At 41.1% G+C, this 14,964-nt stretch carries 13 protein-coding genes; 7 read left to right on the forward strand and 6 right to left on the reverse strand.

Annotated elements, in window-relative coordinates:
* The first annotated feature begins 22 nt into the window (after positions 1 to 22).
* Positions 23 to 997, forward strand: coding sequence for a sugar phosphate isomerase/epimerase family protein (locus tag PR761_RS15605; RefSeq protein ID WP_154610833.1), 975 nt, complete (start codon positions 23 to 25; stop codon positions 995 to 997).
* A gap of 83 nt (positions 998 to 1,080) precedes the next feature.
* Here the strand turns inward: PR761_RS15605 and PR761_RS15610 are convergent, their stop codons facing one another.
* On the reverse strand, positions 1,081 to 2,157 hold the full coding sequence (locus PR761_RS15610; protein ID WP_112835800.1) for a nitrilase-related carbon-nitrogen hydrolase: 1,077 nt from the start codon (positions 2,155 to 2,157) through the stop codon (positions 1,081 to 1,083).
* A 566-nt stretch (positions 2,158 to 2,723) separates the two neighbouring features.
* Between PR761_RS15610 and PR761_RS15615 the strand changes: the two genes are divergently transcribed.
* On the forward strand, positions 2,724 to 4,016 hold the full coding sequence (locus PR761_RS15615; protein ID WP_039855842.1) for an MFS transporter: 1,293 nt from the start codon (positions 2,724 to 2,726) through the stop codon (positions 4,014 to 4,016).
* Positions 4,017 to 4,068: 52 nt separating this feature from the next.
* Here PR761_RS15615 and PR761_RS15620 read toward each other — a convergent pair whose 3' ends face one another.
* The 3 genes from PR761_RS15620 to PR761_RS15630 form a co-directional block, all read right to left on the reverse strand.
* Positions 4,069 to 4,716, reverse strand: a complete 648-nt coding sequence (locus PR761_RS15620; protein ID WP_006816128.1) for a 3-keto-L-gulonate-6-phosphate decarboxylase UlaD — start codon at positions 4,714 to 4,716, stop codon at positions 4,069 to 4,071.
* Positions 4,717 to 4,765: 49 nt separating this feature from the next.
* Entirely contained in the window at positions 4,766 to 5,233 is a 468-nt protein-coding gene (locus tag PR761_RS15625; protein WP_006816127.1) for a PTS sugar transporter subunit IIA, read from the reverse strand.
* A 67-nt stretch (positions 5,234 to 5,300) separates the two neighbouring features.
* A complete protein-coding gene (locus PR761_RS15630) occupies positions 5,301 to 7,076 on the reverse strand; it encodes a PTS ascorbate-specific subunit IIBC (RefSeq protein ID WP_006816126.1) in 1,776 nt (591 codons plus the stop codon).
* Between the two features lie 403 nt (positions 7,077 to 7,479).
* On the opposite strand from PR761_RS15630, the gene ulaR reads away from it, so the two are divergent.
* The 5 genes from ulaR to PR761_RS15655 all read left to right on the forward strand — a co-directional run bounded on the left by ulaR (position 7,480) and on the right by PR761_RS15655 (position 11,508).
* Positions 7,480 to 8,229: an HTH-type transcriptional regulator UlaR gene (ulaR, locus tag PR761_RS15635; protein ID WP_006816125.1), complete on the forward strand. Its 750-nt coding sequence runs from the start codon at positions 7,480 to 7,482 to the stop codon at positions 8,227 to 8,229.
* A gap of 116 nt (positions 8,230 to 8,345) precedes the next feature.
* Positions 8,346 to 9,413 (forward strand): L-ascorbate 6-phosphate lactonase, encoded by a 1,068-nt coding sequence (gene ulaG / locus PR761_RS15640; RefSeq protein ID WP_006816124.1) that lies wholly within the window; start codon positions 8,346 to 8,348, stop codon positions 9,411 to 9,413.
* Positions 9,414 to 9,574: 161 nt separating this feature from the next.
* Positions 9,575 to 10,261, forward strand: a complete 687-nt coding sequence (locus PR761_RS15645; protein ID WP_006816123.1) for a lipoprotein — start codon at positions 9,575 to 9,577, stop codon at positions 10,259 to 10,261.
* A 15-nt stretch (positions 10,262 to 10,276) separates the two neighbouring features.
* Positions 10,277 to 10,801, forward strand: coding sequence for a sigma-70 family RNA polymerase sigma factor (locus tag PR761_RS15650; protein ID WP_039855840.1), 525 nt, complete (start codon positions 10,277 to 10,279; stop codon positions 10,799 to 10,801).
* Entirely contained in the window at positions 10,786 to 11,508 is a 723-nt protein-coding gene (locus PR761_RS15655; RefSeq protein WP_039855839.1) for a hypothetical protein, read from the forward strand. The genes PR761_RS15650 and PR761_RS15655 overlap by 16 nt, the downstream gene beginning before the upstream one ends.
* A 57-nt stretch (positions 11,509 to 11,565) precedes the next feature.
* Here PR761_RS15655 and PR761_RS15660 read toward each other — a convergent pair whose 3' ends face one another.
* Both PR761_RS15660 and glmS read right to left on the reverse strand, forming a co-directional pair.
* Positions 11,566 to 12,861 carry an SLC13 family permease gene (locus PR761_RS15660; protein WP_154610832.1) on the reverse strand — a complete coding sequence of 432 codons (1,296 nt, stop codon included), beginning with the start codon at positions 12,859 to 12,861 and terminating at the stop codon, positions 11,566 to 11,568.
* 253 nt (positions 12,862 to 13,114) lie between these two features.
* On the reverse strand, positions 13,115 to 14,947 hold the full coding sequence (gene glmS / locus PR761_RS15665) for a glutamine--fructose-6-phosphate transaminase (isomerizing) (protein ID WP_006816119.1): 1,833 nt from the start codon (positions 14,945 to 14,947) through the stop codon (positions 13,115 to 13,117).
* Between the last annotated feature and the right edge of the window lie 17 nt (positions 14,948 to 14,964).

A 14,964-nucleotide genomic window follows, 5' to 3' on the forward strand; every position in this document is an offset into this window, starting at 1 on the left:
CTTGAAATCACAGGTGAAAAAAATGACTAATATTGAAGCCCAAAAAATTATTGAACGAATTGATTCAATGCCGCTGTATCTTCATGCTTATGCATTCCATTTAAACATGAGAAAAGAGCGAATTTTACCCGATGATTTATTAGAGATAGCGAAAAAGCTTTATTTAACTGGCGCTAAAATCCATGTTGAAGATGGCGAAACTCAAGCACTGAAAACTATGAGTGACGAGCAATTAGAGGCATTTGGACAAAAAGCCAAAGAGTATAATCTCGACCTTAAAATTGAAACTAGCTCATCCGCAGCTAGCGCTATTGATGAAGCGGTACATATTGCGTTGAAAACCGGGGCAAGTTCTATTCGCTTTTACCCTCGCTATGAAGGCAACCTGCAAGACGTACTTCAAAAGGTCAAAGGAGATATCCAATACATCAAAGATACTCACGAACATACCGGTTTAAAATTTGTCATCGAACAACATGAAGACTTGAAAAGTCATGAGCTAAATCAGTTAGTTGAAGAAGCGGATTTTCCTAACTTTTCCCTACTGTTTGATTTTGGCAACATGTTCAACGCCAATGAACTGCCATTAGATGCTTTCGATAAAATGAAAGATAATATTACTCAGGTTCATATGAAAGATGCGGTTCGTGTTCCTGAAGGCAAAGGTTTTGGTCATAAAGCCAGCCTGTCTGGTGAAGGTGAAGTCCCATTCAAAACATTGTTGAAAAAACTGATTTGTTTAGGTGACGAAAAGCCGCAAGTGGTCTCTTTTGGGTTAGAGGAAGAAGTGGATTATTACGCTCCTGCATTTCGTTTTGATGATGAAGGCGATAACCCGTGGATCCCATACCGCGGTGCAAGTGAAACCCCAATGCCAACTAAAGGGCTTGATGCCCGACTAGAAAAAGAGATGAATGACGCCATAAACCAACTCGCTTTTGTGCGAAATATTGCTGAAGAATTAAAACAAGAAGCGATCGCCGTTCTCAATAAATAGCGATATTTCCACTCAATAAAAAATCCGATTTCGTGATAAACGTTATCGGATTTTTTTATGTGAAAATAGATAGAATTTGTCAGCTATTTTTTATCGTAAACACTCGGTACAAATACGTTTCTTTCGATCATTTTCTCGATTTGTTTATTCAAAATGGTTTCGCGATAGTGTTTATGATTTCCTTGCGGCTCATGTAAATAGGTATTTTTCGGGTAGATTGGGTTTTCATAAATTAGCTGAGCACATTCGGTACGAATATCTTTCAACCAGTTACTCACCGAGGCATTAGAGCGGTGATAACGCATGGCTTCAATATCAATCACCCCATACACATAGGTTGAGCCGTTGGTATCTTCTTGTTTACCAACAATTTTACCCTTGTAATCCACAATCAATGAACGCCCACCACCGCAATCAATTGGCGCTTGCGTGGTTGGGAACATATACATTGAACCGATGTTAGGTGCGACCACGTAGAAGTTATTCTCCAATGCTCGAGCACGGTTAGAAATTTCAAATAGATCATTTTCAGTGAAGGGTGTCGGTAGAGAAGCTCGATAGACAACTTCCGCTCCATTCAATGCTAGACCGCGCCCATTTTCGGGGAAGTTGCCTTCCATCGCCATCATGATCCCTAAACGACCAATTTCAGTGTCAACGACAGGCCAAAAAGATTGTAATGAGCGCCCATATTTTTTTATCCATTCATCGTAGAGATCATGGGGAGAAGCGGAGCGTTCACAAGGTAATAACGATGACATTTTGTGATGCTTAAGAATGATGTTTCCCTTTGGATCAATAACGAAACCAACGTTAAACATAATACCCGGCCAGTCTGGGTCACGGGTTTTTGCCTGAGCCATGATGAACACATTCTGTGATTTGGCCAGCTCCCCTAATCGGTCAGTTTCAGGCCCCGGTATATCAATAGCGCCATCATTTAAGAATTCTGCAATAGGTAAATCTAGCGCTTCATCATTAAAACCTTGTAAAGCCCCTTCAGGGAGAACTAATAATCGAACAGGAAGATCCAACGACGATAACCATAACGCGCCATGGGATAGTTCCTCAAGATGGTCGATATTTTTCATAATATCGCTACGCGTTTTTATTCCCCAAGTGGTCGGAACTAAACCCACAACACCGTATGGCTTGATCATAATTATTCTCCGATTTTATTTTCGCATGGTCTGCATTGCATCATTCAAAAACTAAACTCATCGAATATTATGTATGTGTTAATTTTATGTCAAACAAATATTAAATTAACCATATCGAATGATAAATCATGATATTCACCTGCTTAATTCGCACTATTAAAATAATTATTTATATATTAACAAAATACCAACTGCTTTATTTTTAATAAATATCACCTTACGTTACAGTTAAAAATAAATCAATATTATCAATATGTTGATTGTTTTATCTATATTTTAATTACTAATCTAAATTAATTAAGGAAATTATTTCTATTTTATAAATTAAATTAATAAGACATCAAATCTTAAATTTAATTAATGAAATAACCCAAAACAAAAGCTGCAAAGAATATCCATTAAATGCATTTATTGTACATTTCATTAACATTTCTATTGTGATTTAACCTAAAAAAGTAAAGTGTATTTGCGGCTTCCCAGATTTTAAAAAATAGATTTTCAGATTTAAAAAAATATAAGTACTTGCCATTAAAAATATCAGTCGAATTACGATTAGAGAGTGATTTATGACAATACAAACATCTGAAATTACATCTGTATCCTCCAAGCGTACTACCTTTAAAGTGATGTTAGTTTGCTGGTTAAGCATCCTATTTGAAGGTTATGACGTCGGTGTCATGGGGGCAGTTTTACCAACGCTGTCTGAATATAAAGAGTGGAATTTAACACCAATAGAATTAGGCGCACTCAGTAGCTATACCTTAGTCGGTATGTTTTTTGGCGCATTTATTATCGGTACATTAAGTGAGTTATACGGTCGACGACGCATGCTGTTAATTTGTGTCACGCTATTTTCAACCACCATGCTAGCAACCGCTTTAGCGCCAACACCTTGGTTTTTTGGTCTGATGCGTTTTATTGGAGGGATTGGGCTAGGCGGTGTCATTCCCGTTGCCGCCGCACTAACCATCGAATATTCACCAACTGAAAAACGTTCATTTAACTATGCCATTATGTACTCAGGTTACTCACTCGGTATTCTATGTGCAGCACTAGTCGCCATTGCCATACTGAGCCAATTTGGTTGGCGGGGCGTGATGATTGTGGGGTCATTGCCTTTATTACTTATCTGGCCAATGGCTCGATTACTTCCTGAATCCATTGAATATCTCAATAACCGAGGACAACACGATAAAGCGAAAAAGCTCGCTGAAAAACTCGAAGTGGCTTATCACGAACCCATAAAAAATGAAAAACAATCATCACGGAGTTTAAAAGAAGTCGTCGCCATCATTTTTTCAAAAGACTATCTCCGTGCAACCTGCTGCTTTTGGGTTGCACTATTTTGTGGTGGATTCATTGTTTATGGTTTAAATACGTGGTTGCCGTCAATCATGCGCAAAGAAGGCTACGATCTCGGCTCGAGTTTAACCTTCTTAGTGGTATTTAGTTTATCGTCGGCATTAGGCGGATTATTCCTCGGAAAAGTTGCTGATAGATGTGGAGCCAGAGGTACGGTTGCCTTTTTCTTCATGCTCGGTGCACTTGGCATCGGTTTGATGGTCTTCAAGCAAAGTATCTATATGAACTATCTGCTGGTGGGCATTGCAGGCATCGGATGCATCTCCGCGCCGCTAATTTTGACGGGCTATGTCGCTCATTTCTATCCATCAAGTGTTAGGGCATCAGCGACGGGTTGGACGATGAGTATTTCTCGTATTGGTGCTATGTCAGGGCCGATGTTTGGTGCTTATATTGCGAGTTTAGGTGTTGCCAGCAGCTGGAACTTTGCGGCATTTTCTGCGGTTACGATTATTGGCGGCATTGCCGTGATGCTATTACCAAGTAAACGGCTTTAGAGAGTAAACCGATGATCCCCTCTCGATAACAGAGGGGATTTCTCGATGATTCTTATTTCCAGAAACGTGCTATTTGAGTACGCAATGCCTCCGCCGTTGATTTACCTTTCTCACCAACCAATGCCCGTCCCGCGATAAATGCCTTCGCTTTAATACCTTCAAATAAATGAATATCTTCTGGAACGATGCCCCCGGTGATAGACAGTTCGAGTCCTAAATCTGAAAGCTGGCGCATTTTAGTCAAATCATCAGAAGCCCAGCCAATACCTGCCAGTTCTGCATCTCTAGAGCGGTGATAAATAGCTTGTTTTATCCCTAAATCTACCCATTTTTTAGCGTCATCTAGCGTCCAATTACCATACAGTTCAATTTGAATTTCTCTATCAAATTCGTCGGCAATTTTTTTGCATGCTTCAATGGTCGCAATGTGTGCAGCGGCAGAAACTGTAATCCAATCAGCTCCAGCCTCAAATGCCATACGCGATAAAATTGCGCCGCCATCCGTGGTTTTCATATCGCAGACAATGATATGCGATGGATGATTCTTACGCAGTGTTGAGACGGCTTTCATTCCTTCTGCAAACGCTAAAATAGTACCAATTTCGATGATATCGACAAAAGATTCCACATTATTAGCAACATGAATTGCATCACTAAGATTAGTTTGGTCTAACGCGATTTGAATAAGAGGCTGAGTCATCTGATTATCCTAATTTTTTATTTATAAAATGGCGATACCGAATGGGCACTTACGCTAATGCAGCATCAATAACCTGATAAACATCTTCAGCACTCATGCAGCGACGAATTTTATCGAGGTCGATACCGGTTTCACTCTCTTCATCATCAAGAACTTGAGTGACTTCCATTAGCCCTTCCATATGTTCATCTGACGAGCTTCCCGCTAACGTAATTAACACATCGACGGGCTCATCCTCCCCATCAAAGAAAATAGGATTTTTCAGTGTGACAAGGGCAAATGCCGTTTTTAATACCCCATTTTCAGGGCGAGCATGAGGTAACGCTAAATTAGGGGCAATACAAATATAAGGACCCAACTCTTTCACACTACGAATAATTTCATCATGGTAATCTGATAAAATCGCTCCAGACGCAATCAACATATCCGTACCAATTTTAATCGCATCCTGCCAGTTATCCGCTGAAGCTTGTAGCTGTATAGAATTATTATCTATCAGTGATTGTTTAAAACCCATGGCATTGTTCTCCTTGGTTCATAGATATCAAACTGAATGATATCTATGACTAATTTAGTTATTAATTTTATTTAGAACCGCTAAAGTTATTATGAATAATTGCCAGTAACTCATCACCGAATGAATGGGGATTGAGCATGTTCTGTACACCCAGTACGAATTTACCTTCTCCCGCATCCATTTCAGAAGAAAGGTGTTTTGATGACACTATAATGTCGGTATTAGCGAGTTTTGATTTGTAATCAGAAACAGCACATGAATCCATAACATGCGGGATCCCTTTACCTTCAAGATATTTAGCAATTTTCATCTTCATCATCATCGATGAGCCTTGCCCATTGCCACATACGGCAAGAATACTGACGGGTCTGATAGTGTTTACTTGTGGAGTATCTTGAGTAACAGAGGCGGTGTCGACGGTAGCGTCAGATTGCGTTGAAGATATAACTTCCATGGCAGCTTGCGCATCTTCTTCGGCACGTAATCTTTTTGATGCGAAATACATATAGACAAAAGATAAACCAATTATGACAAAGAAGAAGTATTTGGAGAATGAGAGTCCTTGCATCACAGGCGGGAAAACTAATGCCCAATCAGCCATTCCCATCCAACCACTAAAATCCGTTCCTTGTCGACTAAACAATGAAATTGCCCATGCAGACCCAAACACCTCAATAATTCCCATGACAAAACAGATTTTCATGACCGCTTTCCAACCACCAAAATGGTTGGCAAACACGCCAATAGTGGCGTTGGAGAAGAACATAGGAATAAAGCCAGGAATAATCATGATCGGGGAGCTAAATGCCAACATGGTTAGCACCGCAGCAAATTGCCCTAATGCCCCCCACATAAAGCCGAATACCATGGCGTTTGGCGAAAAGGCGTAGATAGCGGCACAGTCAATGGCTAAAACAGCATTAGGAATAACCCGTTCAGAAATCCCTTTAAATGCTTCAGATAACTCAGCCACAAACATCCGCACCCCCGTCACAATGATTTGAATTGCCACGGCGAATTTCAAACCCGTTTCCAGAATGTAGATACTCCAATGCGTCTTACCTGCCATTTCTTGCAAATTAGTCAGACCAAAAGAGAGCAAAATAATACCGAAAAATACGGTCATTACGATGGCAGTGGCAGCTATACTGTCATGAAAAATGTGTAGCCACTTCGGTAATTTTAAGTTATCAACACTGTCATTTTTATCACCGAGTTTATGCGCTACTTTGGTAGCAACCCATGAAGCAAATTGCTGCTGGTGACCGATAGAAAATCCAGCTCCACCAGTAACCGCCTCTGTAGGTTTAAACATAATATTGGATGAAATTCCCCAATATAACGCCATCAATACCGCGGAATAGATAATGGTTTCCCACATGCTGGTACCCAGCACGAAATAGAATACGGCGATTAACCCCGCTTGCTGGAACATAATATGCCCAGTCAACATGATGGTTCGGATCCCCGTAATACGTCGAAAGAGAACCAATAATATATTGATCGCCAGGGCGATAAGAACGGTGTAACCCACCCACGAATAATTATCCCCCATGGTTTCCATGGTGGCCATCATTGAGGTATAGGGGTCAATAACTGAACCGGTAAGATGATGATATTCAGACATTTTTGCAATGACTGGTTTAAAGCTGGAAACGAGAGTATCGGCTCCAACCTGCACTAACATAAAGCCGACAATTGTTTTGATCGTTCCTTTCAGGATGGTTGTTCCATCTCTTTTTAGAAGCCAGTAGCCAATTAATGTCACCAATCCCAGTAATAAAGGGGCTTTCGTCATCACTTGGCTGTAAAAAATATAGAATGAGTTGTACAGAAAATCCATATTTTTACCCCTAAACCAAATTTAGTTTGAATTATTATCTAATTTAAAAATACATTACCCTGATCCCATACAAGCATTCTCACGCTATAATCAAACTGCTCATCAATTTAATCACTAAAATGCACACAGGAATCACAAGCAATCACCAAATGCTCACTTATGATTATTTTAATTGCTACTTTTTGACCAGTAAAAAACCATACTTTTGTTGTGCTGATCACAACAAATATAGTAAAAATGATATTTTACAATAAGTTATTTATTTTATTTAGCATGGTAATTTTTAAATTTAGCTAGTTGACAATTTTCACAATGATCATATAGAATCAAATTCAATCATTTTGAATCACAACTTGTCATCGCTAAATACTGAAAATGATTATACAGAAATAAGGCGCTAGACATGAATGAGACACAAAGACATTATGAAATTTTGTCTTTACTGAAAAAAAATCAAATCATTAACGTATCTTTTATTACTGACCATTTTAATATTTCCCCAGCAACAGCACGTCGAGATATCGCAAAACTCGATGAGCAAGGAAAACTAAAAAAAATACGTAATGGCGCAGAGCGCATTGAAGAAAAAAGAAATAAATGGTCACCATTGAATAGCACTGACCATTATGAAGAAAAATCACAGATTGCCGTCAAAGCTGCTGAGCTTTGTCAGCCGGGAGATAGCGTTGTCGTCAACTGTGGTTCAACCGCCTTTCTTCTTGGGCAACAACTGTGTGGCAAAGGTGTACAAATAGTGACGAACTATTTCCCGCTAGCCAGTTATTTAATTGAAGAAGAACATGAAGATGTGGTGCTCATTGGTGGGCAATATAATCGCACACAAGGTATTTTCTTGAACCCAGCGCTTAGTACATTAATGGGGTATGCCGGAAACTGGATGTTTACGTCAGGAAAAGGGCTCACGGAAACTGGGCTATACAAAACAGATATGCTGACTGCGGTCGCTGAACAACAAATGTTAGATCGCATAGATAAATTAGTTGTCGTCGTGGATAGCTCTAAAGTGGGAAACCGAACAGGTATGTTATTTTGCCCCACCAATAAAATTGACTATCTGATCACAGGTAAAAACGCCGACCCTAAAATTATCCAAGCCATCGAAGCACAAGGCACTCACGTCATTCTCGTATAATTAGATTTAATTATCTAATTCAATGAATTAACAAATTTATTCTGTATTTCGCCTTATTTCTATAAATAAGGCGCTAATCCCTTACATTTGAAATTCTGGATAGGAAAGGTGTTGCTATGAGTAAAGTAAATGAAATTACCCGTGAATCTTGGATTTTAAGCACGTTTCCAGAATGGGGAACTTGGCTCAATGAAGAGATCGAAAAAACCGTTGTAGAACCAAACACATTCTCAATGTGGTGGCTCGGATGTACTGGTATTTGGTTGAAAAGCGAAGGTAACACTAATATTTCTATCGATTTTTGGTGTGGTACAGGTAAAAAAACCCAGAAAAATCCATTAATGAATCAGCAACACCAAATGATGAGAATGGGGGGAGTTGAAGCATTACAGCCTAATTTGCGCACCTCAATTTTCCCATTGGATCCCTTTGCTATCAAGAATGTCGATGCGATTTTAGCCTCCCATGACCATGCTGATCACATTGATGTTAACGTGGCAGCTGCTGTTCTACAAAACTGTGGTGACCATGTGAAATTTATTGGTCCACAAGCCTGTGTAAACCTATGGACAGGTTGGGGCGTACCGGAAGATCGCTGCATTGTGGCCAAAGTGGGTGATGTCATTGAAGTGGGCGATATGAAAATCCGTGTTCTGGATTCTTTTGACCGAACTGCACTCGTGACGCTACCAAAAGGCGTTTCGTCTTATGATAAAGAGATTTTAGATGGTATGGATGAGCGCGCGGTGAACTACTTGATTGAAACCACAGGCGGTTCAGTTTATCACTCTGGAGATTCCCACTATTCAAACTATTATGCCGCACATGGCAATCGCTATAATATCGATGTGGCATTATTGTCATTCGGAGAAAATCCTCGCGGAGTCACCGATAAAATGACCTCTTCCGATATCTTACGCGCCGCAGAATCTTTAGACTGCACCACCGTCATTCCATTCCATCATGACATTTGGGCTAACTTCCAAAATGATCCTCGTGAAATTGAAGTCTTGTGGAACATGAAAAAAGAGCGCTTACAATATAAATTTGCCCCATTCTTCTGGCAAGTTGGCGGCAAATATACTTACCCAACCGATAAAGGACGCATGCATTATCAGCATTTCAGAGGCTTCCAAGATATCTTTAAAAATGAACCAGAACTACCATATAAAGCCTTCTTGTAAGATTTTTTGCATCGTTTCATTGCGCTTTTTCGACCTGATAATCAACATTATCAGGTCTTTTTCTATCAAAAAATGCCCTAAAAAATATTTTCAATTCCCTGCATCCAAATTCATTTCCTTGTCGTCTCTCTTATTGATACCCATACAACAAGGAAATAATAATGAACATTCGCATCGCAGCCACTCTGTTAAGCCTGTTTGCCTTTTCAGCAACAGCCTCCGATATTTCAACTCAGCAAACCACACTAGGTCAGGTTTATACCAATAACCAAGGTATGACGCTCTATTACTTTGATAATGATAAACCTGATCAATCCGTTTGCTATGATGATTGCGCCAAACTCTGGCCACCATTATTAGTAAACGATGAAACGTCATCCCTGCCCGGTTTAAATAAAATCCAACGTAAAGATGGAAAAATGCAGTGGGCAATGAACCACCAACCTCTCTATTTGTGGAGTAAAGATAAAAAACCCGGTGATATTACCGGTGCAGGCGTTAAAAATATTTGGTCAATTTCTCGAGCAGACAGCATACCCGTCAATGTATATAGCACCAATAACGGTAAGGTTTTAACCAATAAAGCGAAGATGTCTCTCTACACCTTCACTAAAGACAGTGATGGACTATCATCATGTAATGGTGATTGCGCGATTAAGTGGCCACCATTAGCGGCACAACAAGGTGATGTAGCCAGTGCTCCATTTAGCGTTGTCTCTCGCCAAGATGGTACCTATCAATGGGCTTACCAAGGCAAGCCATTGTATACATGGATAAACGATAAGAAACCGGGCGATATCACAGGCGATAAAGTGGCAAATGCTTGGAACTTGGTTGTTTTGCCATAACGTTATGAGGTGAACGTGAGCGCAGAAAGCAATGAGCTAGAAACATTATTTTCGCAGATAAAACTGGGAGATCAGCACGCTTTTGAGCGATTTTATAGCCTAACAAATCGTAAGTTATATGGGCTGTTGGTCAATATCGTCGCCGATCGAGACATCGCGGCGGATCTCCTGCATGAAGGATATCTCAAGATCTGGTTCTCTGCATCGAGCCATTATGTGATATCGCCTTGGGCATGGTGCTGTCAGTTAATGCGTAATTTAGCGATAGATCATGTTAGAAAACAGGGGCGAATGCCGAAGTTTGAAGATATAGATCTCTCTTTAGAAATTGCTATTGATGATCCTGTTACTGAAGCTTCACAGCAGCTTGACCGCTGTTTTCTCGCGCTCACAACCGAAAAACAGCAAGCCATAAAGCTTGCTTATATTCATGGTTATTCTCATGAAGAAATCGTGAAGCGCCTTGCTCATCCTCTTGGCACTATCAAATCATGGATACGACGAGGCTTAAAGGAGCTAAAACAATGCATAAGCGCCTAACACCGCTTCGTTATAGCAACCCAGCCATACGCGAACATTTGGTGAGCCAGTATGTGCTCGGCACATTATCAACCAACGCCAGAAAGCGCTTAGAATCCTTGATGGCTAGCGATACCTCTTGGACTGAATTAGTCACACAGTGGCATGCATACCTTTATAGGCTAGAACCAATGGCAGTAGATAAGCCACCAGCATGGGTATGGAAAGATATCAAATCGGTGATCAGTAAAAAAGAAAAAATACCGTTTTATCACCGTGTTTGGCGATACAAATGGTCACTCATCCCATGGGTGTGTTCTCTCTTTTTGTTCGTTTTTTCCAGCGTGATGTTACTGCAACCAACCCCTCAAGTTGCTACGCCGAGCTATATCGCCACCATGTCATCTCAAGAGAGAAATGACCATTTTGTACTGATGGCATACAAAGGGGATAAACCCGGAAAATCACGCCTTCAGTTGGAATGGAACAGCCAATATCCGTTACCGGAAGGTCATATGGGAAATGCGATGATTTGGGCTAAGAATAAGGTAACAGGAGAAATTTCACTACTGGGACGTTTTGATGAATTGCAGTCCACTCGCTTACTCACCCCAACTGAATGGAAAATGATCAAAAATAGTAGCGAGCTTTTGATCACCGAAAATAGTGAACCAAACAGCACGCTCTTATTTAAAGGAGCATGTATTGAGTTACTAAGTTCCACTTAATACCGCCATGCTTCATTGAAAAAGGTCAGCATTTTTTACAATGCCGACCTTTTTTCACTAAGGGATCACACCCAGTAATTTAAACCAAAAATAATCGAGGGGAACAAGTAAAACAAAGGTCAAAATAAACAGAATGAGGCATAGGCGGATCCCATCCATTAGCGGCACTCTTCCCATTCCCATCGCGACGATAATCGGTGAAGCTTGATAAGGCAGCAGCGGTGTTGAGTAGCCAATCACTTGGATCATTAAAACGGCAATTAACGGTAAGCCCGTCGCCGTAGAAAGCGATTCGGCTAATGGTGTATACAATGCAGGAACGCCGTTAGCTGTGACCACAAAGTTTAATCCGCTGGTTAACCCAACTAGGCTACCGAAATCCATAAATGGGCTATTCGGGTCTAATGGCAACATTTTCTGCAAGTAAGTGCCTACCACCATGCCTACATTTGAGTAACTAACCAACGTAGCAAGGCTTAAGATCCCCGCCACATAAATACAGGTGCGGATATTGACCGCTTTTACAAATTCATCGTTTGTGACGAAGCCCACTTTCGGCAATAAACAGAAACACGCAGCCACCAGCCCAACCCAAGCGGGCGATATTCCATGCGTGGTATCTGTAATCCAAAAAAGTAAGGTTATCGCCAATACAATACCGAGTTTTTTCTCATTACGGGTCATTGGCGGTAAGCTTTTCTGCTCACCAATAGGCTGTAATTTTGCTGGAAAAAGGAAGTAGATGCACAAAACCACCAGCGCCCCTTTTAGCAGCCCCAAAATCGGCATATGGAGAAATAAGTAATTTAGATAGGATAATTTGATGCCGTAAGTGGTTTCTATGGCGCCAGCCATCACTAAATTGGGAACGTTTGCTGGTAAAACCGTGGCAGAAAGTTGGAAAGTGCCAAACCCCACCGCCAACGCTAAACCAATTCGCCCTCGGCTACCACTGACTAACCCCACTTTGTCCGCAATCGCCATCACGATCGGCATTAGTAGCGCAATTCGCCCCATATTTGACGGCATAATAAAGGCTAATCCATACGCCAGAATGACCACGCCAATAATCAATTTTAACCATGAACTGGTGAAACGCCCTGAGATATGTTGGGCAATACGCTCTGCCAACCCCACTTTATTGATGGCAAATCCCAGAATAAACCCACTAAGAACAAGCCAAAAGGCTTCTGAGGTGAATCCCGAAAACAGAATGTTGGTAGGTGCCAGATGTAAACATGCAGCAGCTGTAAAAAACAGCAATGCGACTAAATACTCAGGCAATTTGCCTGTCGCCCAAAACCCTATTGTGATTGCGATGACAACTGCACTGAGCCATTCAAATTCTGCCATCTACTTCGCCCTATTATAATTTTTAGCGGTCAAATTTATTGCTTAATACTACACCAAACAATTTAAGGAGCACTAAAAATTGGTAGGGAATATATAAATACGTAATTAATTAAATATCGTCAGATTTTTATCAATTAACCTGATATTTTTTGTGGCTTATTAGCCCTATTTTAGGTGGGAAAAGCAATAAAAAACCGATATAACTGATTAGGTTATATCGGCTATATATTTAACTTTTTATATCAGCGTGCGATTACTCTACCGTCACCGATTTTGCCAAGTTACGTGGCTGATCGACGTCTGTACCTTTGATTAAAGCAACATGGTAAGACAGTAATTGCAGTGGCACCGTATAGAAAATTGGTGCGATTAACTCTTCCACATGTGGCAGAGAAATAATCTTCATATTTTCACTTGCTACAAAGCCAGCATCTTGGTCAGCGAACACATACAGCAAACCGCCACGAGCACGAACTTCTTCAATGTTAGATTTTAATTTTTCTAACAGTTCGTTGTTCGGTGCGATGATAATTACTGGCATATCCGCATCAATCAGTGCTAATGGGCCGTGTTTTAACTCACCTGCCGCATAAGCTTCCGCATGGATATAAGAGATCTCTTTCAGTTTTAACGCACCTTCGACCGCGATCGGGAATTGTTCCCCGCGACCTAAGAATAGTGCGTGATTTTTATCAGAGAAATCCTCTGCTAAAGCTTCGATCACTTTATCCTGTGACAGCATGCTTTCAATGCGAGCAGGTAGAGCATGCAGGGCATGAGCAATACTTTCTTCCAGTTCAGGTTTAGCGCCTTTTAAACGTCCCATGTATGCCACCAGCATTAATAGAACGGTTAATTGAGTGGTAAACGCTTTCGTCGAAGCAACGCCAATTTCAGCACCCGCTTTGGTCATCAGTGCAAATTCAGATTCGCGAACTAATGAAGAGCCGCCCACGTTACAAATTGCCAACGATGTTAAGTAACCTAACTCTTTAGACAGGCGTAAAGCCGCTAAAGTATCTGCCGTTTCCCCTGATTGGGAAATGGTGATCATCAAACTACCTTTACGGTGAGCCGGTTTACGATAGCGATATTCAGACGCAATTTCCACGTCGCAAGGGATACCTGCTAAAGATTCAAACCAGTAACGCGCAACCATGCCCGCGTTAAAGGATGTCCCACAAGCGACAATTTGGATATGGTCAACTTGAGACAAAATTTCACTGGCTTTAGGACCTAACTCACTGAGGTCGATACCGTTATCTTGGCTAAAACGCCCTTCAAGCGTGTTTTTAATTGCCATCGGTTGTTCATAGATCTCTTTTTGCATGTAATGGCGGTAAGCGCCTTTATCACCCGCATCGTACTGAACACTCGATTCAATTTGCTCGCGCTCAACCGCATTACCCTGCTTATCAAAAATACGCACAGTGCGACGAGTGACTTCAGCAATATCCCCTTCTTCAAGGTAGATAAAGCGGCGAGTCACTGGCAATAGAGCCAGTTGGTCGGAAGCTAAGAAATTTTCACCAACACCTAACCCGATAACTAATGGGCTACCAGAACGTGCTGCGACTAATAATTCAGGATTACGGCTATCCATAATAACGGTGCCGTAGGCGCCGCGTAATTGAGGAATAACACGTTGAACAACATCCAGTAATTCACCACCTTTTTGTTGTTCATGATGAACAAGGTGAGCAATCACTTCAGTGTCAGTGTCTGAACTGAAAATATAGCCAAGCTGTTTTAGCTCTTCTTTCAGCTCTAAATAGTTTTCGATAATCCCGTTATGGACAACGGCAATATAGCCAGAGGTATGAGGGTGAGCATTACGCTCACTCGGAACACCGTGAGTCGCCCAACGAGTATGTGCAATCCCTGTTCCGCCAGATACTGGGTTTTTTTCAGCTTCTTCCGCCAGCATTTGTACTTTACCGACTTCACGTAAGCGTTGAAGATGACCTTCATGGTCAACAACCGCCATACCCGCAGAGTCATAACCACGGTATTCTAAACGGCGAAGACCTTCTAATAGAATTTCCGCGATATCACGTTGTGCGACTGCACCAACAATTCCACACATATTAAGTTATTCCTAAA

Source organism: Providencia sp. PROV210, from assembly GCF_028479445.1.
Taxonomy (GTDB): Bacteria; Pseudomonadota; Gammaproteobacteria; order Enterobacterales; family Enterobacteriaceae; genus Providencia; species Providencia rustigianii.